Here is a 22,893-nt window from a genome sequence, read left to right on the forward strand (position 1 = left end):
TCGGGTTTCTGTAGCGTCAGATCCGCTCTACCGTGACCTGGTCCGTGGCGTAGAAAGCCAGGTGCCCGGCAATTTGCTCGAGCCCCGCTTTCGGGCTTTCATAGCTCCAGGCCGCATCGGGAATGGTCGTGCTTTTTGTCACGATCGAATAATAGCTCGCGTCGCCCTTGAACGGGCAATGCGAGGCGGTACCGGTCTTTTCCAGGAAGGCCATGGCAATGTCCTCGCGCGGGAAATAGACCACGAAGGGCATGTCCGCCTCGTGCAATTCCAGCGCCTTCGAGGATTCCACCAACACGGCGCCACCGGCCCGAACCGTCCAGGTGCCTTTCGCCGCGTGGATATGGATTCTCTGGTTCATTCGTTGCGTCTCCCTCTGACGCGGGCCCTCGGGGCCACGCGTATTTTGCCCACGTCTCTCCCGCGATTACAGCGGGGCGCAAACTTCGCGCAACCATAGACGGGCGGTTTCCGAAAGTCGCGGCTCAATCTTGTCGCAGACCTTCGCATGATAAGCATTCAGCCAGTCGCGTTCGGCCGGGGTGAGCATCTCGGCCACGATGAGGCGGCGGTCGATGGGCACCCAGGTCAGCGTGTCAAAGACCATCATGCCCTCGATCATCTGCCCCGGCAGCTCGGGCGCGGGCTGCACGACGACCAGGTTCTCGATCCGGATGCCATAGGCGCCTTCCTTGTAGAAGCCCGGCTCGTTCGACAGGATCATCCCCGGCTCGAACGGCACCTCGCTGGCGCGGCTCAGGCGCACGGGCCCCTCGTGCACCGAGAGGTACACGCCGACCCCATGGCCGGTGCCATGGGCGAAATCCAGCCCGGCCTGCCACAGCGGCAGCCGCGCGATCATCTCGAGCTCGCGCCCGGACAGACCCTTGGGCCAGCGCAGGCGCGAGATGCCGATCATGCCCTGCAACACGCGGGTGAAGTTCACCCGCTCCTCCTCGCCCGGGGCGCCGAGCGCCACGGTGCGGGTGATGTCGGTGGTGCCGTCGATATACTGCCCGCCGGAATCGACCACCATGATCTCGCCGCTGTTGAGCTGCCGGTTGGTCTTCTCCGTCACTCGGTAATGCATGATCGCGCCGTTCGGGCCCGATCCGCAGATCGTGTCGAAGGAGATGTCGCGCAGCGCATTGGTGGCGCGGCGGCAGCCTTCCAGCGCGGTGACCACGTCGATCTCGGTCAGGGTGCCCGGGTCCTGCGCATCGAGCCAGCTCAGGAATTCGCACATGGCCGCACCGTCGCGCAGATGCGCCTCGGTGGTGGCGGCGATCTCGGCCGGGGTCTTCTTTGCCTTGGGCATGAGGCAGGGGTCCTGCCCCTCGGTCACCTCGGCGCCGGTCAGCGCCAGCTTGACCGCCTGCGGGCAGGAGGCCGGGTCGATCCGCACCTTGCCCGTCAGCGCGGCCAGCGCCTCGGCGAAGGCGTCGCGGGGATGGGAGGTGATCGCCGGGTCCGGGCCAAGATGCGCCACGCGGGCCGGATCGAGGAACAGGTCGACCCGCCCATCCGCATGCAGGATCGCGAAACACTGGGCGATCGGGTTGCGCGGGATGTCCGCGCCGCGGATGTTGAGCAGCCAGTTGATGCTGTCAGGCAGGGTCAGCACGGCCGCGCCCTCCCCCGCCTCGGCCAGCATCCCGGCACAAAGCGCGCGTTTCTCACCCGAGGTCAGACCCGCCAACTCGGCCGGGTAATCCTCGACCGGCTCCGCGGGGCGTGCGGGGCGACCCTCCCAGATCCGGTCGACGAGGTTCTCGTCGAGCGTGACCATCTGCGGGCCGTTCGCGAGGGCCTTCTCCAAGCCCGCTATCTCGGCCACTGTGTGCAGCCAGGGATCAAAACCGATCCGGTCACCCGCCTTGGCGTGATCCTTGAGCCAACCGGCCAGCCGCACCTCGGGCCAGTCCACGGGCGTGTAGACATCCGCGGTCTGCGCCTTGACCTGCACCCGGTACCGCCCGTCGACGAAAACCCCGGCGATCCCCGGCAGCACGGCGCAGAACCCGGCCGATCCGGTGAAGCCGGTCAGCCAGGCCAGCCGCGCATCGCAGTCGGCCACGTATTCGCCCTGGTGCGCATCGGCGCGCGGCACGAGGTAGCCCTGCAGCCCCTCGGTCGCCATCTCGGCCCGCAGCGCCGCCAGCCGTTCCGGCCCCTTGGTGGGATCTGCGGTTTCCTCGAAAGTCTGGAACATGCCCGGCTCCTCTGTGCTCTTGCGGCGCAGAAGATACGGGTTGGGGCCAAGATGCAACCGGGCGGATGGGGGGCCAGCCCCCCCGGAGTTTATAGGCACAATGAAGAGCGGATCGGTGCCCCTTCTTTCATTATTCCGCAAATACTCCCGCCGGAGGCCTCCGCCGCGTTCAGCCCGCGCCGCCGCCCGCGAGGAGCGTCGCCTGGCCGCCTGGCGAAATAGAGCGCGCGGGCGCGCTTTATTGGATCCCGCGCGGTCAGCTGGCGCGCCTGATCCCCATGACGCGGGCGCGGGCGCGCGGGTCGCTGTCGAAGAGCGCGGCAAGCTGTTCGGTGATCGCGCCGGCCAGCTGTTCGACGTCGGTGATGGTCACCGCGTGCTGGTAGTAGCGCGTCACGTCGTGGCCGATGCCGATGGCGATCAGCTCGACCAGCTTCTTCTTTTCGACCATGGCGATCACGTCGCGCAGGTGCTTTTCAAGGTAGTTGGCCGGGTTCACCGAAAGCGTCGAATCGTCCACCGGCGCGCCATCCGAGATCACCATCAGGATCTTGCGCGCCTCGGGGCGGTTCACCATCCGGCGGTGCGCCCATTCAAGGGCCTCGCCGTCGATGTTCTCTTTCAACAGGCCTTCTTTCATCATCAGGCCGAGGTTCGGCCGGGCCCGGCGCATCGGGCTGTCGGCGCCCTTGTAGATGATGTGGCGCAGGTCATTGAGGCGGCCGGGCTGCTGCGGCCGGCCCTCGTTCAGCCATTTCTCGCGGCTCTGGCCGCCCTTCCAGGCGCGGGTGGTGAAGCCGAGGATCTCGACCTTGACCGAGCAGCGTTCCAGCGTCCGCGCCAGCACATCCGCGCAGATCGCCGCGATCGAGATCGGGCGGCCGCGCATCGAGCCGGAGTTGTCCAGCAGCAGCGTCACCACGGTGTCGCGGAACTCGGTGTCCTTCTCGACCTTGAACGACAGCGGCGTGGTGGGGTTGGCCACGACACGGGCCAGGCGCCCGGCGTCGAGGATGCCCTCCTCGCGGTCGAACTCCCAAGAGCGGTTCTGTTGCGCCTGAAGCCGACGTTGCAGCTTGTTGGCCAGCCGCGACACGGCGCCCTTGAGCGGTTCAAGCTGCTGGTCGAGATAGGCGCGCAGGCGTTCAAGCTCGACCGGGTCGGCGAGTTCTTCGGCGCCGATTTCCTCGTCGAACTGGGTGTCGAACACGGTGTAATTCGGGTCGGCATCGCTGATCGGCTGCGGCGCGGGCGGTTCGAGCGGGGCCTCGCCCTCGGGCAGCTCGGCCTCGTCACCCATCTCCTGGTCGGCGAGGTCGTCCATGCTGACCTGGGCCTGCGAGGAATCGTCGGTCTCGTCCTGGCTCTGCTCGGGCGAGGCCTCGGAATCTTCCTCCTGGCTGTCGTCCTCGCCGGTGGAATCCGGCTCTTCGTCGTCCTGCTGCTCGTCCGCCGCCTCTTCGTCGGATTGGTCGTCCAGCTCGTCCGGGTCGTCGCCCAGCTGGTCGCCGTAGCCAAGGTCGGTGATGATCTGCCGGGCGAACTTGGCAAAATCCGACTGGTTGGCCAGCCGGTCCTGCAGCCCCTCGAGCGTGCCACCGGCCTGGTCCTCGATGAAGCCGCGCCACAGCTCCATCACGTTCTGCGCGCCCTTGGGCATGTCGCGCCCCGTGGCGAGGTGGCGGATCAGGTAGCCGGCGGCCACCGACAGCGGCGCCGCGTCGGAACTGGTCACCTGCTCGTAGCCGCGGCGGGTCGCCTCGGCGCCGATCTTTGCGTCGATGTTCTGCGCGGTGCCAGGCATGTCGCGGGCGCCCATCGCCTCGCAGCGCGCGACCTCCATCGCCTCGTAAAGCTCGCGCGCCATGTCGCCCGAGGGGGCGTAACGGGCATGTGTGCCCTCGTCATGGTAGCGCCGGTGCAGCGCCAGCGCATCGGCCGTGCCGCGCGCCACCAGCACCTCGTCGCGGGTCATCCGGCGGCTGACCTGCGGCAGGCGCATGTTGTCGCCCGACAGGCCCGACGGGTCCACGGTATACGAGATGTTGAGATCCGGGTCATGGGCCATGACCTTGGTCGCCTCGGCCAGGGCCTTCTTGAACGGATCTGCGGGGTTGTCGGATTGCGCCATGTCTCTCGCCGTCTTCTGGTCTTGGGCGCAATCTAGGCCATCGGCCCGGCAATGACCAACGGGAATCGTGCCTAGCCCAGCAGCAGCGACCGGCAGGACGACAGGTGGATTTCGGCCAGCCGCAGGGCGCGGCGCGCCTCGGCCGGGTCTGTGCTGAACGTGCCCCTTTGCAGCAGGCGCGCATGGGCGAACTTGGCCTCGATCCGGCGGTGCAGCAGGGCATGGCCGGCCTCGGGCGCCAGGCCCGCGGGCGTCACCGCCTCGAGCAGGTGGATCATGGCGGCGCGTTCCGCCTCGAGCCGGTCCGACGCGGCCCCCATCAGCCAACCATGCTCCATCGCGGCCGAGAACCGCCCGGTGCAAGTCGCGAAAGAGATCGTCAGATCCTCGGCCCGCAGCGCGGAGCCTAGGCCCGAAACGGCCAGGATCATTGTCACCGCAAAAGTTTTCAAACCGCACATGATATGGACTTTACCGTCCAAAATTTGCCAATCAATTACTCGTTTTGAAAACTTTTTTCGCTGCGCTGACTCCGCCACATGCGGAAATCCGCACGCGGGTTCCCGCAATTGGGCCGTCGCAGGACCGATGCTAGGGTCCGGCCACCAAGTACCATCTTGGGTCAACGCATTGTTTTATAATGGATTACCAAAGATGCCCGATCCCGGCGTGTTCCTGGCCACCAACTTCAACCCGGCCACCTCTCCTGTCCAATCCGTCATCTACGACGCAAACGGCATGATCGACGAAGGCCCGATCGCCAATGCGGCCGCCCTCGGCTACACCGCCAGCGCGACGGATCTCTATCTCGAACAGGGTTTTGCCTCGATCGGCTATGGCGATCTGGTCCACGACGTCTCGGCGCAGTTCCCCGGGGCGACCTATTATTCGACCATCTCGATCGGCGTCAGCGCGAACGGCACCACCACGATCTACGACCAGCACGGCATTCGCGGCGGCAAGGGCAGCGAGGTGATCTTCGACACCGGCGGCGACGACATCTTCGTCACCCGGGGCGGCGCCGACCTGGTCGTCAGCTTCGGCGGCAACAACGCGGTCGATGCGGGCAGCGGCGACGATATCGTGATGCTCGGCACCGGCGACGACGTGGTGCTGGGCGGGGCCGGCAACGACTGGATCGGCACGCGCGAGGGCGCCGACATCATCGACGCGGGCAACGGCCATGACACGGTCGAGGGCGGCGCGGGCGCGGACACCATCTGGGGCGGGCGCGGCAATGACCGGATCGACGCCGGCGCGGGCGATGACTGGATGGCGGGCGGTGGCGGCCGCGACACCTTTGTCTTTGCCGCCGGCTGCGGCGCCGAGGTGATCGCCGACCTCGAGGCCCGCGACTGGATCGAGCTGGCGGCCAGCACCGGGCTCACCGACTTTGCAGCCGTGCAGGGTGCCCTGTCCCAGCAGGGGCAGGACGTGGTGCTGGACCTTGGCAATGGCGACAGCGTCCTGATCGAGGACGTGGCCCTTGGCCAACTGAATTCAGGCGATTTCATCTTCGCCTGATGTCCCGGGCAGCGCGGCCTCGACCCGCGGTGCCAGGCCCTCCCCGAGTCGCGTCCCCAAACGCCATCGGCCCGGGGAGGGTCCGCCTTTATCTGCGCAAGAGCGCACATCATGGATGCGATTTCTCACATCCGTGCAATCTTGTGTAATCGCCTCCGAGGGCCGAGATATGCTGCAGACGCAAACAATCGCCCATCGGAGGCCCCAATGACCACCCCCAATATCGCCGTCATCATCAGCACCACTCGCGCCAGCCGCTGGGGCAAGGTCCCGGCCGACTGGATCACCGCCAAGATTGCCGCCGACGGCCGCATGAACGCCACCATCCTCGACCTCGCCGAATTCGACCTGCCGCTGTTCGACGAGATGGCGTCGAACCGCTGGATGCCCTCGTCTGACCCCAAGGCCGTCGCCTGGCAGGAAGAGCTGGCCAAGTATGACGGCTATGTCTTCGTGACGGCGGAATACAACCACTCGATCTCGGGCGCGCTGAAGAACGCCCTGGACCAGGCGTTCAAGGAATGGGTGCATAAGCCCGCAGCGGCCGTCGGTTATGGCGGCGTCGGCGCGGCCCGCGCGATCGAGCATCTGCGCGGCATCACCACCGAGCTTCGCATGGTCAACGTCGGTGACGCCGTGCACATCGGCGGCAACATCTTCATGGAAACCCACCCCCTGGGCGGCCAGCAAAAGCCGCTGAGTGACTTCGACGCGGCGCTGGACCCGTCGGTCAAGGCGATGCTGGACGAGCTGTTCTTCTGGGTCAGCCTGACCAAGGACGCCAAGTAAGCCATTTCCCCGGGTTCTCCTCCCCGGTGACCTGGTCAGGGGCCTCGCGTGGTGCGGGGCCCCTTTTCCTTTGCGCTAGCGCGGCGGTGCCAGCCCCTCGGCCGCGAGCAGCCGGGCGCAATCGTCCATCGCGTCGGTAAAGGACGTGAGCGCGCGCAGCCCGGACATCGTCCCGGCCTCGGCCAGGGCGCGGTAGGTGAGCGTGTCGATCCGCGCGCGACCGGCGGCGCGGTTGACCTCGACCAGGCGCATGGCCTCGGGGGTCGCGTCAAGCCGGCGGTCGATCTCGGTCGCAAGCATCGCCGCCGCCTCGGCCCAGGCGGCATCGCCCCGCGCGGCGGCGGCCTCGTAACGCCCCCAGCAAAGCGAAAGCCCGGAGAGCCCGGGCTTTGCGTTTTCTTGCATCAATGAGTCCTGTGCCGCGCTTGCCCCCAGAAGGATCAGCGCGGCCAGCATCTCTACCCGAGGCTCAGGCTTGCCGCGCTTTCGGGCAGTTCCTCGTCAAAGCAGCGCTGGTAGAACTCTGCCACTGTCTGGCGCTCGAGCTCGTCGCACTTGTTGAGGAAGGTCACGCGGAAGGCGTAGCCCAGGTTGCGGAAGATCTCGGCGTTCTGGGCCCAGGTGATCACGGTCCGCGGCGACATGACGGTCGACAGGTCGCCGTTCATGAAGGCGGTCCGGGTCAGGTCGGCCAGGTGCACCATCTGGCTGACCTGCTTGCGGCCCTTTTCGGTGTTGTAATGCGGGTTCTTCGACAGAACGATCGCCACCTCGGCATCATGGCTGAGGTAGTTCAGCGTCGCGACCAGCGACCAGCGGTCCATCTGGGCCTGGTTGATCTGCTGGGTGCCGTGGTAAAGGCCCGTGGTGTCGCCAAGGCCGACGGTGTTGGCCGTGGCGAAGAGGCGGAAGAACGGGTGCGGGGTGATGATCTCGTTCTGGTCAAGCAGGGTCAGCTTGCCGTCATGTTCCAGCACGCGCTGGATCACGAACATCACGTCCGCGCGGCCGGCGTCGTATTCGTCGAAGACGATGGCGACCGGGTTGCGCAGCGCCCAGGGCAGGATGCCCTCGTGGAACTCGGTCACCTGCTTGCCGTCGCGCAGCTTGATCGCGTCCTTGCCGATCAGGTCGATCCGGCTGATGTGGCTGTCGAGGTTGACGCGTACCGCAGGCCAGTTCAGCCGCGCGGCGACCTGTTCGATATGGGTCGACTTGCCGGTGCCGTGGTAGCCCTGGATCATCACGCGGCGGTTGTTGCGAAAGCCCGCAAGGATCGCCAGCGTCGTGTCCGGGTCGAACTTGTAGGTCGAATCGATGTCCGGAACCCGGTCCGTGGCCTCGGCAAAGCCCTTGACCACCATGTCCGTGTCGATCCCGAACATCTCGCGAACCGAAATCTCCTCGGTGGGTTTGGCGGTCATGTCGCTCATCCCGTCAGCCATCTCTCTCATTCCTTCCTCAGGTGGCATGCCGGGCCACCGGGCTCCGGGATGCACCAAATCCATGGCGGACACAAGGGGAACCCCGGCGGCAATGGCCCCGTGGCACCCGCCTACCCTTGCCTTGATCAGGACCCGTAGACCTCGATCGTCGGCAGATCGGTCAGCGGCGCCTCGATCAGGCGCATGGCGGCCAGCGACAGCCGGCTGCCGGCGCCGGGTTCGCCGTCGATCGGGATCAGGTCGACCTCGGCGCTTTTGCCGGTGGCGGGAAAGACCACCCGGCCCTTGCCGGCCACGCTGACCAGCGGCGTCTTGATCCAGAACCCGGGCTGAGTCGGATCCCCGAGCGAGGCGATGGTCTCGCCCAGCTTGCGCTCGCCCGCCTCGGGCGCGGCGCTGGCGGCGGCGGCGCGCTGCTCGGCGGTGGTGGTGTCGTATTGTTCCTCGGTGCGGGCGGTGCGCGGCGGCGGCGGGGCCACGGCGACGGGCTCGGCAACCTGCGCGGATGCCTCGGCTTCGGGTTCGTCCACCGGGGGCGCGTCCATCGCCGCCTCGGTACAGGCCGCCAGCAGCGCCAGCGCGGCCAGTGGCACCATGCCCCGCGTCCATGCAAATCCGGTCATTCTTCAGTCCCTTCTGCGACCCCAAATCGCTGCGCGGGCCCGGCCCGCCGTGCATCTGCGCACAAGCTAGGGCGCGCCCGTGCCTGCGTCCACCGAAAGTCTCCCTTGCGGGCAAGGGTCCGCGGACCTAGTTTCTTCTCCATGAACGCGCCTCTCATCGACCCCTTCGCCCGAGCGATCACCTACCTCCGTGTCTCCGTCACGGACCGCTGTGATTTCCGCTGCACTTATTGCATGGCCGAGAACATGTCGTTCCTGCCGAAAAAGGAGCTGCTGACGCTCGAGGAGCTGGACCGCATGTGTTCCACCTTTGTCGGCCTGGGCGTGCGCAAGCTGCGCATCACGGGCGGCGAGCCGCTGGTGCGGCGGGACATCATGACCTTTTTCCGGTCGATGTCGCGGCATCTCGACAGTGGCGCGCTGGAAGAGCTGACGCTCACCACCAACGGCAGCCAGCTGGCGCGCTTTGCCGGCGACCTCGCGGATGCGGGCGTGCGACGGGTCAACATCTCGCTCGACACGCTGGACGAGGACAAGTTCGCCCGCGTCACCCGCTGGGGGCGCCTGCCGCAGGTGCTCAAGGGCATCGACGCGGCGCAGGCGGCGGGCCTGCGGGTCAAGATCAACGCCGTGGCACTCAAGGGCTTCAACGAGGACGAGTTGCAGCGCCTGACCGAATGGTGCGCGGAACGCGACATGGACATGACCTGGATCGAGGTGATGCCCATGGGCGACATGGGCGAGACCGACCGCATCGGACAGTTCTGGTCGGTCGAGGACGTGCGCGCCCAGCTGGCGCAACATTACACCGTCACCGACATCCCCGAGCGCACAGGCGGGCCCGCGCGCTACGTGAAGCTTGAGGAGACGGGGCAGAAGATCGGCTTCATCACCCCGCTCAGCCACAATTTCTGCGAAAGCTGCAACCGGGTGCGGATCACCTGCACCGGCGAGATCTACATGTGCCTCGGCCAGGAAGACCGCGCCGACCTGCGCGCGGCCCTGCGCAACCACCCCGAGGATGACGCGGCGTTGGAACAGGCCATCCGCGCCGCCATCGCGCTCAAGCCCAAGGGGCACGATTTCGACTATTCGCGGCAGACGGTCGCGGGCCAGGTGTCGCGCCACATGTCGCACACCGGGGGCTGACCTCCCGAGAGATGCGTGCCGCGATCACGGTTTCATGATCCGTCAATTTCTGGATGCGATACCCGCATCATGACCAAGGCCCACCCACAGGATACGCCTCACCGTGCCCCGCCCCGGGGCGCGCGGGCCGCGATTCCCGAGCTTGAGCCCTGCTCGGCCCTCGGCATGATCCTGTCGCGGGTGCTGATCCCGCTGATCTTTGCCATACGCCTGCCGGCACGCCTGCGCCTGCGCCGCGACCGCGCGCGCGGGCCTGCGTCGGCGCCGCCGCGGGTGCGGCGCGATTTCGCGGTGACCGAAGAGACCCTTGGCAAGACTCGCATGTTCCGCCTCAGGCCCAGGGACCACGTGTCAACCGGACGGCTGATCTACATTCACGGCGGCGGCTACATGTTCAACCTGATCCCCGCGCAATGGATCATCCTGAGCGAGCTGTGCCGCCAGACCGGGGTCGAGGTGTTGGTCCCGCTCTACCCGCTTGCGCCCGAGGCGACGGTGGAACAGGGCCTGGCCGCCATTGCCACCGCTTGGGAGGCCGCGACTGGCGAGGTCGGCGCGCATGGCGTGATCCTGGCCGGCGATTCCGCCGGGGCCGGGCTGGCCCTGGCCTGGGCGCAGCACCTGCGCGACGCCGGGCGCGCGCCGGCGGCGGGGCTGGTGCTGTTCTCTCCCTGGCTCGACGCGACGGTCGGCGGCGAAGACCAGCCGAAACTGGCGCGGCGCGATGCCATGTTGTCGATCGAGAGCCTGCGCCAGGCCGGGCGCGCCTGGGCCGGGTCGCGCGGGGCGGATCATCCCTGGATCAGCCCCCTCTTCGGCGCCATGACCGACCTGCCGCCGATCCAGGTCTTTGCCGGCACGCGCGACGTGCTCTATTCCGACGCGCTGCGCCTCGCCGCCCGACTGCCCGAAATCGACCTGCGCCGCTATGACCAGATGTTCCATGTCTGGGTCGCCGCCCCGATCCCCGAGGCGCGCCATGCGCTGCAGGCCGCCGGGCGGTTCATCGCCGCGCGGCTGGGCCGTTAGCCGACCGCGCCCAGCAGGGCCTGCGCCGCCGCCCGCGCCTCGGGCGTGATGCGGTCGCCCGAGATCATGCGCGCGATCTCGTCCACGCGATGATCGTCCGGAAGCGCGGTCACGGTCGACAGGGTCGCCCCGTCCGCCACGCGCTTTTCCACCCGCCAGTGATGCGCCCCCAGCGCCGCCACCTGCGGCGAATGCGTCACCACCAGCACCTGCCCCGTCTCGGCCAGCGCGGCAAGGCGCCGCCCCACGGCATCCGCCGTGGCGCCGCCGACCCCGCGGTCGATCTCGTCGAAGATCATGGTCGCGCCGCCCTGCGGATCCGACAGGCAGACCTTGAGCGCCAGCAGGAAACGGCTGAGCTCCCCGCCCGAGGCGATCTTGGCCAGCGGGCCCGAGGGCGCGCCGGGGTTGGTCGCCACGGTGAACTGCACCGCGTCCCGCCCCTCGGGCCCGGCGGGGCCCTCGGTGATCTCTGTGGTGAAGATCGCGCGCTCCATCTTGAGCGGCGCGAGTTCCGCCATCACCGCCGCGTCGAGCCGCCCGGCGGCATCCCGTCGCGCATCGGTCAGCGCGGCAGCGGCGGCATCGTACTCGGCCTCGGCCGCCGCAAGTGCCTTGCGCAGGCTGACCACCTCTGCATCACCGGAATCCAGCGTCTCGAGCCGGCGGCGCAGCGTGCCGGCGAGATCGCCAAGATCATCGGGCGCCACCTGGTGCTTGCGCGCAAGACCCCGGATCGCAAACAGCCGCTCCTCGGCCTCTTCCAGCTCGAGCGGGTCGTACCGGAGGCTGTCGAGGCAGGCCTCGACGCCCTGCGTCGCCTCGCCCAGCTCGACCAGCGCGCGGTTCAAGGCGGCCAGCGGCTCTTCCAGCGCGCCCTCGGCGGCATCGGCGGCGCCTTCGAGCCAGCGCATCGCGTCGCCCATCGCGCCCTCGGCCCCTTCGAGCCCCAGCGCCTGCGCGGCGCGGGCGATGTCCTCGCGGATGCGCTCGGCCCCCTGCATCATCCGACGGCGGGTGTCGAGCACTTCCTCCTCGCCCTGCTGCGGATCCAGCTTGTCCAGCTCGGCCACCGCATGGCGCAGGAAATCCTCTTCCTTGGTCAGCTCGGCCAGTGCGGCTTCGACCTCGTCCAGCCGTTTGCGAGTGCTGGCGACATGCGCCCAGGCCCTGGCCGTCTCGGCCCGCTCGGCCCCGAGCCCGGCGTAATCGTCCAGCATGGCCCGGTGACCGCGCGGGTTCAAAAGGCCCCGGTCGTCGTGCTGGCCATGCAGCTCGACCAGCGTGTCGCCGAGCGCGCGCAGCACCTCGCCGCTGACGCGGGTGTCGTTGACCCAGGCGGTCTTGCGCCCCGAAGTCGTGTTGACCCGGCGCAGCAGCAGCTCCTCCCCGCCCGGCAGCCCGGCCTCTTCGAGGATCGCATGGGCGGCATGGCCGTCGGGCAGGTCGAACTCGGCCACCACCTCGCCCTGCTCGGCGCCTTGGCGCACCAGCTCGGCCCGGCCGCGCCAACCAAGGACAAACCCGAGCGAATCCAGCAGGATCGACTTGCCGGCCCCGGTCTCGCCGGTCAGCACGTTCAGACCCGGCTGGAAGGCAAGCTCCAGCCGGTCGATGATCAGCATGTCACGGATGTCGAGATGGCGCAGCATCGGGGCGACTCAGGGCAGCAACGGATCTACACCATATACAGCGGAATTCCAGGGAACCCCACCACATGATGTAGGGTGGGGTTTGACCCCACCGTCGGTTACAGCCATTCCCCCTTGATGACCTGGCGGTAGATCCGGGCCAGCCAGTTCTCGCCCTGCGGCTTCATCTCGAGCCCCTGGCCGGTCAGCAGCGCGTAGCTGTCCTCGTACCACTCGGTCGACCGGTAGTTGTGGCCAAGGATGGCGCCGGCGGTCTGTGCCTCGTCGGTGAAGCCCAGCGACAGGTAGCTCTCCACCAGCCGGTGCAGCGCCTCGGCGGTGTGGCTGGTGGTCTGGAAATCCTCGACCACGACGCGGAAGCGGTTGATCGCGGCCGGGTACTGCTTGCGCTTGAGGTAGAAGCGCCCGATCTCCATTTCCTTCGCCGCGAGGTGGTCGAAGGCGAGGTCGAATTTCAAGATCGCCGAACGGGCATATTCGCTGTCGGGATAAAGCTCGATCACCGTGCGCAGCGATTGCAGCGCCTGGAAGGTCAGCCCCTGGTCGCGCCCGACCTCGTCGATCTGGTCGTAGTAGCTGAGCGCCAGCAGGTACTGCGCATAGGCCGCGTCCTCACCCGTCGGGTAGAAGTCGATGTAACGCTGCGCCGACGACCGCGAATTCTCGTAATCCTCGTCCGAATGGAAGGCATAGGCCTGCATGATCAGCGCCCGCTTGGCCCAGTCGGAATAGGGATAAAGCCGCTCGATTTCCGAGAAATAGAAGGCCGCGTCCTCGTAGCGACGGCGCTCCATCTCGAATTCGCCGCGCTCGAAGATCTGCTCGGGCGTGAAATTCTCGATCGGGATGTTGCCGCGACCGAAGCCCCTGGATTCGCTGCCGCCAGAGCCGCCACAAGCCGAGAGCACTGCCACGAGGGCCACAGCGCCGACCCACTTCGCCCGGGAAACGCCCCCTCTCATGCCTGACCACCCTCTGAGTTCCTGCCCGGGGCCTTACCCGGCCCCGATTGTCGGCTTGGGTCTAGCATAGAAAATCCGGGGGCAAAATGGTCTTGGCGCGTTTTTGATCGGCTGAGGATTTCGCGCCGCGACACGCCGCGCGGGGTCACGCGACGGCGGGCATTTCATCAAGCCGCACGCCCACGCCCGGCAGCAGCGCCGCGGTTTCGGCGTCGCAGGTGCGGATGCGGAAGGCGCCCGGCGTGGCGAAAAGCTTGCGCAGCAGCTTGTTGGTGATCGCGTGGCCGGCGCGATGGCCGGTGTAGCGGCCCAGGATCGGCCCGCCCGCCAGCGCGAGATCCCCCAGCGCGTCGAGCATCTTGTGGCGCACGGCCTCGTCCCGGTGGCGCAGACCGCCGGGGCTGAGGACCTTGTCGCCCTCGACCACCACCGCGTTCTCCATCGTGCCGCCCAAAGCGAGCCCGTTGGCGCGCATCGCGTCCACGTCGGCTTGGCGGCAGAAGGTGCGGCTGTCGCAGAGCTCGCGCACGAAGGTGCCGTTGTTCAGCACCAGCGCCTTGTCCTGACGGCCGATCACCTGGTCGGCGAAATCGATGTGGAACGCCATCTCGCTGCGCGGTGCGGGCGAGAGGCTCGCCCAGGCGTCGCCTTGGTCGAACCGCACCGGGGCGAGGATCTCGATCACCGTGACGGCGGCGGCAAGCTGGCGGGTGCCTGCCTCGAGGAAGGCCTGCACGAAGGGGGCGGAGGAGCCATCGAGGATCGGGACCTCGGGGCCGTCGATGTCGATGCGGGCGTTGTGGATGCCGAGCCCGGCCAGGGCGGCCATCACGTGTTCGATGGTCGAGACCGAGACGCCGGCCTCGTTCACCACGCGGGTGCACAGGCGTGCATCGTCGACGAGGTCCCAGCGCGCGGGCACCACGGCGTTGCCAAGGCGGATGTCGGTCCGGCGGAACCGCACGCCGCTGCCGGCCGGAGCCGGATGCACGGTCATCGTCACGGGCTGTCCGCCATGCAGGCCGACCCCGTCGAAACGAACCACCGATTTGAGCGTCTTCTGCACGATTGACCTCGAACGTCCAATTGTCAGAGGCAGATCGCCCCTTGTTGCAGGGTAGTTAATCACTGGGGGGCCGTGGCTCAATTCACTCTTTGCGACGCTCTGAAACATGGAAACACGCGGTGAGCGGTGGCCTGCCGACGACCTGAAGACGCTGTCGTAACCTGTTGTTTCGACGTCGTAATTCAACCCGCCGGCCGACATCACACGGGCGCGATAAGGGGCCGATGATCACGACATTGCAACAAAAAAGGGCCGCCCCAAGGGGCGGCCCGTGATCTTGTGGACAAGTGCCGTGGCGTCAGTTGGCCTGGCGGCGCAGGAAGGCGGGGATCTCGATCCGCTCCTGGTCGGGGTCCACGGCCTGGGCCCGCTGGGGCGCCGGCGCGGCCGCCTGGCCACCCTGCACGCGGGGCTGCTGGCGCGGTTGCTGGGCCTGGGGCTGGTTGCCCTCGGCATGGCCGGTCATGCGGTTGATCAGCGAGTTGATGCCAAAGCGCGGGCGTTCACCCTCGGCCGCGGCCGGCTTTGCTGCGGGACGCTCTTCGGCGCGCGGCGCCTGACGTGCGGCATCGACGCCCTTGTTGTGGCGCACGGCGGCCTGCAGACGGGCCAGCGCCTCGGAAGACGGGGTGCCGGCCGGGGCGGGCTGCGGAGCGACATAGGCCTCGGGCTCATGCGCCTCGGCCTCGAAATCGTCGTCGCGCGGCTGGAAGGCCGCGACCTGCGGCTTGTAGGCCGGGGCGGGCAGACCGTCGCTGCCCTCGTCGTCGAAGATGGATTCCATCTGCTCTTCGGCCGCGGCACGCTGGGTGTCGAGATCGGCAAACAGCGACGGCTCTTCGTGGCGCGCGGCGACCTGGGCCGGGGCCGGCTTGGGCGCGGGCTTCGGCGCTTCTTCCACGGCTTCGATCTCGGACGGCTGCTTGAGCGGCTCGGACAGCTTGCGGCGCGGGACTGGCACGTCATGCACGGTGTCCGAGGCGTCGATGCCGGTGGCGACGACCGACACGCGCATCGCGCCGCCCATGCTTTCGTCCAGCGTGGAGCCGACGATGATGTTGGCGTCCGCGTCCACTTCCTCGCGGATGCGGTTGGCGGCTTCGTCCAGCTCGAACAGGGTCAGGTCATGCCCGCCGGTGATGTTGATCAGCACGCCCTTGGCGCCGCGCAGCGAGATCTCGTCGAGCAGCGGGTTGGCGATCGCCTTCTCGGCGGCCTGGATGGCGCGGTCTTCGCCCTCGGCCTCGCCGGTGCCCATCATGGCCTTGCCCATTTCGTCCATCACGGCGCGGACGTCGGCAAAGTCGAGGTTGATGAGGCCCGGGCGGACCATCAGGTCGGTCACGCCCTTGACGCCCTGATACAGCACGTCGTCGGCCATCGAGAACGCCTCGGTGAAGGTCGTCTTTTCGTTGGCGAGGCGGAACAGGTTCTGGTTGGGGATGATGATCAGCGTGTCGACCATCTTCTGCAGGGCCTCGACGCCGTCCTCGGCCTGCTTCATCCGCTTGCCGCCCTCGAACTGGAACGGCTTGGTCACGACGCCGACGGTCAGCACGCCCAGCTCGCGCGCGGCCTGCGCGATGATCGGCGCGGCGCCGGTGCCCGTGCCACCGCCCATCCCGGCGGTGATAAAGCACATGTGCGCGCCGGCCAGGTGATCGACGATCTGCTCGATGCTCTCTTCGGCGGCGGCGGCCCCGATGCTGGCCTTGGCGCCGGCGCCCAGACCTTCGGTGACCTTCACGCCCAGCTGGATGCGGTTTTCCGCGTTCGACTGCTGCAGCGCCTGCGCGTCGGTGTTCGCCACCACGAAGTCCACGCCGTCCAGCTGCTTGTCGATCATGTTGTTGACCGCGTTGCCACCAGCCCCACCAACGCCGAACACGGTGATACGGGGCTTGAGCTCTTCCTGGCCGGGCATCGAGAGATTGAGGGTCATTGGTCCTATCCGCCTGTCGTTGATCGAGGCCGCGTTCCGGCCATTTTTCTGCCTGTCATTGGAATACTTATCCAACTGTGTCGGAAACGTCACGCAAAAAACGCTGAAACGCCACGAAATATAGGCATCCCGCCCAGTGGCTTGGCGGGATGTTGCCGACGTGACCAGATGTGGTTGATTTGGCTGAATGACACACAAACAACAGCACCCCGGCCCCGCGAGGGGGCCGCGCAAATCTTGGGTCAACGATGTGCGAAGGCTCTGCCCGCCCTCTTCGCGCCCTCTCCGGGACGTCTGTTAACCTTGTATTAAACTCGCCGGGTCCCGTCACCCCCTAAATTGGTGACCAAACCTGATCTTGTTGTTTCCAGGCCCGCACCTACCAGTTGTCGCGGAACCACTTGACCGCGCGCCGCAGGCTGCGGGCGGGGTAGCGTTCGACGGGGATCTCGAAATCCCACCATTCGTCCTGCGGATGCGCCGCGAAAAGGCACAGGCCCACGGCGCTGGCAAAGCCCGGCCCGGTGGCCGCCTGTGGCAGGCCATGGACGCGCAGCGGACGGCCCAGGCGCACCTGGCTGCCCAGGATGCGGCTCGCCAGCCCGTCAAGGCCGGGGATCTGGCTGCCGCCGCCGGTCAGCACGATCTGCTGGCTTGGCAGGTGTTCGAACCCGGCCGCATCCAGACGCGCGCGGACTTCCTCGAGGATCTCCTCGACCCGCGGGCGCATGATGCCGATCAGCTCGGCCCGGCTGACCTGCCGGCGGTCGTGTTCCCAATCGCCGGTCTCGCCCCCGATGTCGATCATCTCGCGGTCGTCCATGCCGGTGGCGACGACGCCGCCGTAGAAGGTCTTGATCCGCTCGGCCATGTTGGTCGGCACCTGCAGGCCCATCGAGATGTCGCCCGTCACGTGGTCTCCGCCGATCTTGACGCTGTCGGCGTAGATCATGTGCTTTTTCATGAAGATCGAGATGCCGGTCGCCCCGCCGCCAAGGTCGATGCAGGCCGAGCCCAGCTCCTGCTCGTCCTCGACAAGGCTCGAGATGCCGGACACGTAGGCCGAGCTGGCGATCCCGGCGAGTTCCAGGTCGCAGCGGCGCACGGCATGGGCCAGGTTACGGATCGCGGCACCTTGCACGGTCAGCATGTGCATGTCGCAGGCCAGCTGGTTGCCGATTTGCCCGCGCGGGTCATTGAGCCCGGTGCGGTGGTCGAGCGCGAAGTTCACAGGCTGCGCATGCAGCACCTCGCGCCCCTCGCCAAGGTCGGGCACGTCGCAGGACGACAGCACGCGCGCCACGTCCTGTTCGCTGACCTGGGCCTCTTCGACCTCGATCTGCCCGGCCAGGCCATAGCTGCGCGGCTCGGCCCCCGCAAAGCAGGCGATCACGTGGTCGACGCGGATGTTGGCCATCTTCTGCGCGGCCTGCAACGCGGTGCGGATCGCGCGTTCCGTCTCGGCCATGATGTCGATCTCGCCAAAGCGGACCCCGCGCGACCGGGTGGTCGCGGCGCCGATGACACGGAACCCCGATTGCCCCGCCAGCGAGCCCACGCCGTCGTCGCCATGCTGCGCCTCGCCGTCGAAGCGCAGCACGAGGCAGGCGATCTTGGACGTGCCCACGTCGAGGATGGCGATCACGCCCCGCTGCATCGCCGCCTTGCGCATCTGGCGCATGGCCCGTTGGGATTCGTAGAGTTCGATCATCCTCAGTGGTCTCCGGGTTCGATCTGGCGGACGCGCCACAATTCCTGCACGGCCGCATCTGTCATGCGAAGCGTCGGGCGCGCGGCATTGCGCATGTCCACGACGGAAACGTCTCGGTCCAGAAGGTCCTGGGCCGAATGCAGCGCGATCACGCGCTCGAGCGCCATGACCGGGTCGGTCTCTGGCAGAAGGATGCGCTGGCCGCGGTCCAGCACCACGTCCCAGCGCCGGTCGCCCATGCGCACGAGCCCGCGCAACCGGGTGCTGAGCGGCGCGGCGGCGGCGATCAGCTCGAGCGCGGCGGGCACGTCGGCGCCCGCCCCCTCGCCCGCGATCAGCGGCAGGTCGGGCCGGTCGAGCCGCGAGGCCAGCAGCCGCACCGGCGCGCCGGTCTTGTCCAGCATCTCGACCCCGTCGGCGGTGCGCCACAGGATCGCCGGCACCCGTTCGGTCACGTCGATCTGCAAGACGCCACCGGGGCGGATGCGCACCTGCGCCCGCGCCACGGGGTCGAGCCCGGCGACGGTGCGCCGCACCTCGTCGAGGTCCAGGTCGAAGGACGACATGGGAAAGTCCAGCGGCACGATCTCGCGGATGTCCTCGGCCACCTCTTCCGAGGCACCGTCGATGGCCATCAGGTTGACCATGAACTCGGGCCGTTCCTTGACCGCCGCCTGCAGGTCGTTGATGCCGCCGACAAAGGCATCGCGCCGGCCCTCGTCGGCGAACCAGATCGTGCCGGCCGTCAGCGCGATGGCAAAGGGCACGCCGACGCGCAGCCCCAGCCGGAAGGCCGGGGTCAGCATCAGCCGGTGCAGCCGGTAGCGCAGCCGCGACGGCGCGGGATCGGGACGGGTCATCGATTGCATGAGGCATCCTCCACCAGCCAGCGACAGAATGCGCCGAATGTCATGCCCGCCGCCTGCGCCTGTTCGGGCGACAGCGAAGTGGGCGTCATGCCGGGCTGGGTGTTGACCTCGAGAATGATGAGGCCATCGAGCCCCTTCGCCTCGTCCCAGCGGAAATCGGTGCGGCTGGCGCCCCGGCAGCCCAGCGCGTCATGGGCGCGGCGGGCCATGTCGAGGCAGGCGTCGTAGATCTCGCTCGGGATGTCGGCGGGGCAGACATGGCGCGACCCGCCGGGCTTGTACTTGGCGTCGTAATCGTACCAGCCGGTGGTCAGGATATCGGTCACCCCCAGCGGCCGGTCGCCCATCACGGTGGTCGTAAGCTCGCGCCCGGGCGCATAGGCCTCGACCATCACCACGTCGGGCATCTCGGGCCCCAGCGGTGCCGGGCCGTTGTTGTCCTCGGTCACCAGGTAGACGCCGACCGAGGATCCTTCGTTGTTCGGCTTGACCACGTAGGGCGGGGTCATGACGTGACGCGCGGCGGCCTCTTCGCGGGGCACCAGGTGGCTTTCGACCACTGGCAGCCCGGCGCGGGCGAGGATCTCCTTGCTGCGCTGCTTGTCCATGGCAAGGGCCGAGGCCAGCACGCCGGAATGCGTGTAGGGGATCTTCAGCCATTCCAGCAGGCCCTGCACGCAGCCATCTTCGCCCCAGCGACCATGCAGGGCGTTGAACACCACGTCCGGTTTGATGTCTCCAAGGCGCGCCGGCAGGTCGGGCCCTGCATCGACCTCGACTACCTCGTACCCTTCGCCCCGTAGTGCGGCCGCGCATTCACGCCCCGTGGACAGCGACACGTCCCTCTCTGCCGAGGGACCGCCCATCAACACCGCAACCTTGGGGCCTGTCCTGCTCGACATGACCCATCCGCCTCAAGTTCCGGGCGTTTTTCGCCCGTGTATTGCGGTCATCCGCGTTGGGATGACCCTTGTCTTATCCAGTCCGCTGGGATTGCGCTGCCAAAATGCCGTCGGTCACCGCGTCCTGCTCTGGGGCCGGTTCGCCGACCCTCATGATTTCCCAGTGTAACTCTATTCCAGAGCTGAGGAAAACCCTTTTTCGCACCTCTTCGCCCAAGGCTTCGAGATCATGGGCGGATGCCTGCCCGGTATTGATCATGAAGTTGGAATGCATCTCGCTCATCTGCGCGCCGCCCACCTTGGCGCCGCGCATGCCGGCATCGTCGATCACCTTCCAGGCCTTCAGATCATGCACGTCATCGGCCCGGCCGGTCGAGCTGAAGCCCGCCGGGTTGCGGAAGGTGCTGCCCGCCGTGCGGTCCTTGGTCGGCTGGGTGGCGTCGCGCTTGGCCAGCTGCTCCTCCATCCGCGCGGCGAGGGCGGCGGGATCGCCCGGCTCACCCTCGAAGGTCGCGTCGACCAGCACCGCGCCCTCGGGCAGGTCCGACTGGCGGTAGCGGAAGTTCAGGTCCTCGGGCGTCAGCGTGATGACCGCGCCCTGCCGCGTGACCGCGCGGGCGGAGACGAGGTGATCGGCCACGTAAGACCCGTAGCAGCCCGCGTTCATCCGAACCGCCCCGCCGATCGCGCCGGGGATGGTGCGCAGGAAGGTCAGGTCGACCCCCGCCTCGGCCGCCTTCTTGGCCACTTGGGCGTCCAGCATGGCGGCGCCCGCGGTAACGCGGGTGCCCGCGATCTCGACGCTGTTGAAGCCGCGCCCCAGCCGGATCACCACGGCCCGCAGCCCGCCATCGCGCACGATCAGGTTCGACCCGACGCCCATCGGGAAGACGGGCACGGACGGGTCGAGCGCGGCCAGAAAGCTCTGCAAATCGTCCAGGTCGGCCGGCTGAAACAGCCATTGCGCAGGCCCGCCCACGCGCAGCCAGGTCAGGTCGGCCAGGGGGCGGTCGGGCGTCAGGCGCCCACGGGGTGTCGGAAGATCACTCATGCGCGGTTACTGCCCAATGCGGGTGCCAGGGTAAAGAGGCATCGCGCCGGGGCGCGGCCGGTTGGCAATCACCCGCTCTGCCCGTTGCGCTCGGCCAGGCCAAAGCGCCGCTTGATCCACATGGCCAGGTAGTAGACCGGCCAGCGCAGCACGCTCATCCCGGCGGCCAGCAGAAGCAGGCCGATCCAGGGGCCATGCTGCCAGGTGACATAGCCGACGATCGGAATGCCGGTGGCGATCAGCACGTAGGCGCGGCGCCAGTGGTGGTCCTTGGACGGCAACATGGCCAGGATGTTGGCGGCCGCCGCCCAAAGCGCGGCAAGGGTCAGCGACAGGCTCATTCCGGGATCTCCGGCCGCTCGCCCCGCGCCCGCGCGATCAGGTAGCGCAGCGGGTTGCGCATCACCGACAGCACCGCCAGCAGGCAGATGGCCCCGATCCACCAGCCATGGACCAGGCCGATATAGACCAGCAGGATCGGCGCGGTGATCAGCAACGTGATCCCGGGAATGTACTGCCGGCGCATCGGCAACCAGGCGGTGGCGGTGGCGACCACCACCCAGAGACAGGCCAGAAGCAGGGGCGTGCTCATCACGTCAGTCCTTTCAACGTCAATCCGAAGGTTACGGCAGCAATGCCCAGCCCCGCAACAGGCACGATCATCGGAACCGAAAATCCCGGCGAGGGGCCGCGCCGCTTGAGACCGATCAGGGCTGCGTTCACCAGCACGAAGACCGCCAGCAGCACGGCCGAGGTGCTCTCGGCCAGCGTCGCCACCGGCAGCGCCGTGGCGGTCGCGATCACGGCGGCGCCCACCAGCAGCGTCGCGGCCACGGGCGTGCCGAACCGGGCCGAGACATGGCCCAGCGGCGCCAGCAGCGCCCAGCGGGTCCGCATCCCGAACAGCACCCGCGCCGCCATGACGATCTGCGCCAGCACCCCGTTCAGCGCGGCCACCACGGCGATCATCGACAGCACCCGCGCATCCCCGCCCCGGGTCTGCTGCCAGACCAGGGCCAGCGGCTGCTCTGACCCGGTCAGCACATCGGCCGGCAGGGCGCGCACGGCGGACCAGCTCACCAGCCCGTAGATCAGCGTGGCGATGCCCAGCGCGCCCAGGATTGCCAGCGGCAGGGTCCGGCCGGGGTCGCGCACCTCTTCGGCCATGTTCACGATGTCCTCGAAGCCGATGAAGGCGAAAAAGGCCAGCACGGCCCCTGCCCCCACCCCGGCCCAGTGGATCTGCGGCGCGGCGAGGTACCCGGCCACCGGCTCCGCCCCGCTGGCCGCCCAGACCACAAGGCCCAGCCCCGCAAGCTCCACCAGCGTGAAGAGCGCGGCGAGCGCGAGGCTCTCGAGCACCCCCACGATCGACACCGCCACCAGCGCCGCGCCGATCCCGGCAATGGCCCAGGTCGGATCGATCGCCACGACGCCGGTCAGGTACCCCACCCCGCCGCGCAGCACGGCGGCGGCGGAAATCGTCCCGGCCAGCACGATGCCAAGCCCCACGACCACGGCCAGCCAGCGCGACCCCAGCCCGCCCTCGACATAGGCCGCCTCGCCCGCCGCCTCGGGGTAACGCACCGACAGCTCGGCATAGCTGAGCGCGGTCGGCGCCGCGATCAGCCCGGCCAGCAGGAAGGACAGCGGCGCCCAGACGCCCGCCGCGCCCGCAACCGCACCGACCAGCACGTATATCCCCGCCCCGACGATCACCCCGACCCCGTAGGCCATGAGCAACCCGGGCCCGATCCGCCGTTTCAGCGCCTCAGCCATGCCGCCCGACCGGGGCCACGCCCCGATCCCTCTTCATCTTGCCAATTAAACTCCGGG

The 22,893-nt window shown here is 68.1% G+C and carries 22 protein-coding genes; 4 read left to right on the top strand and 18 right to left on the bottom strand.

Annotated elements, in window-relative coordinates; genetic code table 11:
* Positions 1-16: 16 nt before the first annotated feature.
* The 4 genes from MF270_RS10445 to MF270_RS10460 form a co-directional block, all read right to left on the bottom strand.
* Complete coding sequence (locus MF270_RS10445; protein WP_238365827.1) at positions 17-361, bottom strand: DUF427 domain-containing protein; 345 nt, start codon at positions 359-361, stop codon at positions 17-19.
* A 66-nt stretch (positions 362-427) separates the two neighbouring features.
* Positions 428-2,212 carry an aminopeptidase P family protein gene (locus MF270_RS10450; RefSeq protein WP_238365828.1) on the bottom strand — a complete coding sequence of 595 codons (1,785 nt, stop codon included), beginning with the start codon at positions 2,210-2,212 and terminating at the stop codon, positions 428-430.
* 256 nt (positions 2,213-2,468) lie between these two features.
* Positions 2,469-4,343: a cobaltochelatase subunit CobT gene (gene cobT / locus MF270_RS10455; protein WP_238365829.1), complete on the bottom strand. Its 1,875-nt coding sequence runs from the start codon at positions 4,341-4,343 to the stop codon at positions 2,469-2,471.
* A 71-nt stretch (positions 4,344-4,414) separates the two neighbouring features.
* On the bottom strand, positions 4,415-4,774 hold the full coding sequence (locus MF270_RS10460; RefSeq protein ID WP_238365830.1) for a hypothetical protein: 360 nt from the start codon (positions 4,772-4,774) through the stop codon (positions 4,415-4,417).
* Positions 4,775-4,997: 223 nt separating this feature from the next.
* On the opposite strand from MF270_RS10460, the gene MF270_RS10465 reads away from it, so the two are divergent.
* Positions 4,998-5,867: a calcium-binding protein gene (locus tag MF270_RS10465; protein ID WP_238365831.1), complete on the top strand. Its 870-nt coding sequence runs from the start codon at positions 4,998-5,000 to the stop codon at positions 5,865-5,867.
* A gap of 207 nt (positions 5,868-6,074) precedes the next feature.
* Positions 6,075-6,656 (top strand): NADPH-dependent FMN reductase, encoded by a 582-nt coding sequence (locus MF270_RS10470; protein ID WP_238365832.1) that lies wholly within the window; start codon positions 6,075-6,077, stop codon positions 6,654-6,656.
* A gap of 75 nt (positions 6,657-6,731) precedes the next feature.
* Here MF270_RS10470 and MF270_RS10475 read toward each other — a convergent pair whose 3' ends face one another.
* The 3 genes from MF270_RS10475 to MF270_RS10485 all read right to left on the bottom strand — a co-directional run bounded on the left by MF270_RS10475 (position 6,732) and on the right by MF270_RS10485 (position 8,724).
* The gene (locus tag MF270_RS10475; protein WP_238365833.1) at positions 6,732-7,061 is read right to left on the bottom strand and encodes a hypothetical protein; all 330 of its coding nucleotides are present in this window, start codon (positions 7,059-7,061) and stop codon (positions 6,732-6,734) included.
* A 53-nt stretch (positions 7,062-7,114) separates the two neighbouring features.
* Positions 7,115-8,101 carry a cobaltochelatase subunit CobS gene (gene cobS, locus MF270_RS10480; RefSeq protein ID WP_238366038.1) on the bottom strand — a complete coding sequence of 329 codons (987 nt, stop codon included), beginning with the start codon at positions 8,099-8,101 and terminating at the stop codon, positions 7,115-7,117.
* Positions 8,102-8,226: 125 nt separating this feature from the next.
* Positions 8,227-8,724: a hypothetical protein gene (locus MF270_RS10485; RefSeq protein ID WP_238365834.1), complete on the bottom strand. Its 498-nt coding sequence runs from the start codon at positions 8,722-8,724 to the stop codon at positions 8,227-8,229.
* Positions 8,725-8,865: 141 nt separating this feature from the next.
* Here MF270_RS10485 and moaA point away from each other — a divergent pair, with 141 nt between their 5' ends.
* Entirely contained in the window at positions 8,866-9,873 is a 1,008-nt protein-coding gene (gene moaA / locus MF270_RS10490) for a GTP 3',8-cyclase MoaA (RefSeq protein ID WP_238365835.1), read from the top strand.
* 69 nt (positions 9,874-9,942) lie between these two features.
* Positions 9,943-10,902: an alpha/beta hydrolase fold domain-containing protein gene (locus MF270_RS10495; protein WP_238365836.1), complete on the top strand. Its 960-nt coding sequence runs from the start codon at positions 9,943-9,945 to the stop codon at positions 10,900-10,902.
* Here MF270_RS10495 and recN read toward each other — a convergent pair.
* The 11 genes from recN to MF270_RS10550 all read right to left on the bottom strand — a co-directional run bounded on the left by recN (position 10,899) and on the right by MF270_RS10550 (position 22,836).
* A complete protein-coding gene (gene recN, locus MF270_RS10500; RefSeq protein WP_238365837.1) occupies positions 10,899-12,554 on the bottom strand; it encodes a DNA repair protein RecN in 1,656 nt (551 codons plus the stop codon). The genes MF270_RS10495 and recN overlap by 4 nt on opposite strands.
* A 98-nt stretch (positions 12,555-12,652) precedes the next feature.
* Complete coding sequence (locus tag MF270_RS10505; protein WP_238365838.1) at positions 12,653-13,516, bottom strand: outer membrane protein assembly factor BamD; 864 nt, start codon at positions 13,514-13,516, stop codon at positions 12,653-12,655.
* Positions 13,517-13,661: 145 nt separating this feature from the next.
* A complete protein-coding gene (gene lpxC, locus MF270_RS10510; protein WP_238365839.1) occupies positions 13,662-14,582 on the bottom strand; it encodes a UDP-3-O-acyl-N-acetylglucosamine deacetylase in 921 nt (306 codons plus the stop codon).
* Between the two features lie 298 nt (positions 14,583-14,880).
* On the bottom strand, positions 14,881-16,524 hold the full coding sequence (ftsZ, locus tag MF270_RS10515; RefSeq protein ID WP_238365840.1) for a cell division protein FtsZ: 1,644 nt from the start codon (positions 16,522-16,524) through the stop codon (positions 14,881-14,883).
* A 379-nt stretch (positions 16,525-16,903) separates the two neighbouring features.
* Positions 16,904-18,235 carry a cell division protein FtsA gene (gene ftsA, locus MF270_RS10520; protein WP_238365841.1) on the bottom strand — a complete coding sequence of 444 codons (1,332 nt, stop codon included), beginning with the start codon at positions 18,233-18,235 and terminating at the stop codon, positions 16,904-16,906.
* Between the two features lie 2 nt (positions 18,236-18,237).
* Entirely contained in the window at positions 18,238-19,104 is an 867-nt protein-coding gene (locus MF270_RS10525) for a cell division protein FtsQ/DivIB (protein ID WP_238365842.1), read from the bottom strand.
* Positions 19,092-20,006 (bottom strand): D-alanine--D-alanine ligase, encoded by a 915-nt coding sequence (locus tag MF270_RS10530; protein WP_238365843.1) that lies wholly within the window; start codon positions 20,004-20,006, stop codon positions 19,092-19,094. Before MF270_RS10530 ends, MF270_RS10525 begins: the two co-directional genes overlap by 13 nt.
* A gap of 73 nt (positions 20,007-20,079) precedes the next feature.
* Positions 20,080-21,057, bottom strand: coding sequence for a UDP-N-acetylmuramate dehydrogenase (gene murB / locus MF270_RS10535; protein WP_238365844.1), 978 nt, complete (start codon positions 21,055-21,057; stop codon positions 20,080-20,082).
* A gap of 68 nt (positions 21,058-21,125) precedes the next feature.
* Positions 21,126-21,398 carry a DUF2484 family protein gene (locus tag MF270_RS10540; RefSeq protein ID WP_238365845.1) on the bottom strand — a complete coding sequence of 91 codons (273 nt, stop codon included), beginning with the start codon at positions 21,396-21,398 and terminating at the stop codon, positions 21,126-21,128.
* Entirely contained in the window at positions 21,395-21,649 is a 255-nt protein-coding gene (locus MF270_RS10545) for a DUF2484 family protein (protein WP_238365846.1), read from the bottom strand. The genes MF270_RS10540 and MF270_RS10545 overlap by 4 nt, the downstream gene beginning before the upstream one ends.
* On the bottom strand, positions 21,649-22,836 hold the full coding sequence (locus tag MF270_RS10550; RefSeq protein ID WP_238365847.1) for an APC family permease: 1,188 nt from the start codon (positions 22,834-22,836) through the stop codon (positions 21,649-21,651). Before MF270_RS10550 ends, MF270_RS10545 begins: the two co-directional genes overlap by 1 nt.
* Positions 22,837-22,893 lie beyond the last annotated feature (57 nt).

The organism is Mesobacterium pallidum (assembly GCF_019966535.1).
GTDB lineage: Bacteria > Pseudomonadota > Alphaproteobacteria > Rhodobacterales > Rhodobacteraceae > Mesobacterium > Mesobacterium pallidum.

Bases quoted from the DNA above. Each gene is read 5' to 3' on its own strand.
- moaA (WP_238365835.1), top strand. From the start codon at position 8,866: ATGAACGCGCCTCTCATCGACCCCTTCGCCCGAGCGATCACCTACCTC.
- MF270_RS10525 (WP_238365842.1), bottom strand. From the start codon at position 19,104: ATGCAATCGATGACCCGTCCCGATCCCGCGCCGTCGCGGCTGCGCTAC.
- cobS (WP_238366038.1), bottom strand. From the start codon at position 8,101: ATGGCTGACGGGATGAGCGACATGACCGCCAAACCCACCGAGGAGATT.
- MF270_RS10475 (WP_238365833.1), bottom strand. From the start codon at position 7,061: ATGCAAGAAAACGCAAAGCCCGGGCTCTCCGGGCTTTCGCTTTGCTGG.
- MF270_RS10545 (WP_238365846.1), bottom strand. From the start codon at position 21,649: ATGAGCACGCCCCTGCTTCTGGCCTGTCTCTGGGTGGTGGTCGCCACC.
- MF270_RS10450 (WP_238365828.1), bottom strand. From the start codon at position 2,212: ATGTTCCAGACTTTCGAGGAAACCGCAGATCCCACCAAGGGGCCGGAA.
- ftsZ (WP_238365840.1), bottom strand. From the start codon at position 16,524: ATGACCCTCAATCTCTCGATGCCCGGCCAGGAAGAGCTCAAGCCCCGT.
- MF270_RS10495 (WP_238365836.1), top strand. From the start codon at position 9,943: ATGACCAAGGCCCACCCACAGGATACGCCTCACCGTGCCCCGCCCCGG.
- MF270_RS10550 (WP_238365847.1), bottom strand. From the start codon at position 22,836: ATGGCTGAGGCGCTGAAACGGCGGATCGGGCCCGGGTTGCTCATGGCC.
- MF270_RS10530 (WP_238365843.1), bottom strand. From the start codon at position 20,006: ATGTCGAGCAGGACAGGCCCCAAGGTTGCGGTGTTGATGGGCGGTCCC.
- MF270_RS10505 (WP_238365838.1), bottom strand. From the start codon at position 13,516: ATGAGAGGGGGCGTTTCCCGGGCGAAGTGGGTCGGCGCTGTGGCCCTC.
- cobT (WP_238365829.1), bottom strand. From the start codon at position 4,343: ATGGCGCAATCCGACAACCCCGCAGATCCGTTCAAGAAGGCCCTGGCC.
- murB (WP_238365844.1), bottom strand. From the start codon at position 21,057: ATGAGTGATCTTCCGACACCCCGTGGGCGCCTGACGCCCGACCGCCCC.
- MF270_RS10540 (WP_238365845.1), bottom strand. From the start codon at position 21,398: ATGAGCCTGTCGCTGACCCTTGCCGCGCTTTGGGCGGCGGCCGCCAAC.
- ftsA (WP_238365841.1), bottom strand. From the start codon at position 18,235: ATGATCGAACTCTACGAATCCCAACGGGCCATGCGCCAGATGCGCAAG.
- MF270_RS10465 (WP_238365831.1), top strand. From the start codon at position 4,998: ATGCCCGATCCCGGCGTGTTCCTGGCCACCAACTTCAACCCGGCCACC.
- MF270_RS10460 (WP_238365830.1), bottom strand. From the start codon at position 4,774: ATGATCCTGGCCGTTTCGGGCCTAGGCTCCGCGCTGCGGGCCGAGGAT.
- MF270_RS10485 (WP_238365834.1), bottom strand. From the start codon at position 8,724: ATGACCGGATTTGCATGGACGCGGGGCATGGTGCCACTGGCCGCGCTG.
- MF270_RS10445 (WP_238365827.1), bottom strand. From the start codon at position 361: ATGAACCAGAGAATCCATATCCACGCGGCGAAAGGCACCTGGACGGTT.
- recN (WP_238365837.1), bottom strand. From the start codon at position 12,554: ATGCTGCGCCATCTCGACATCCGTGACATGCTGATCATCGACCGGCTG.
- MF270_RS10470 (WP_238365832.1), top strand. From the start codon at position 6,075: ATGACCACCCCCAATATCGCCGTCATCATCAGCACCACTCGCGCCAGC.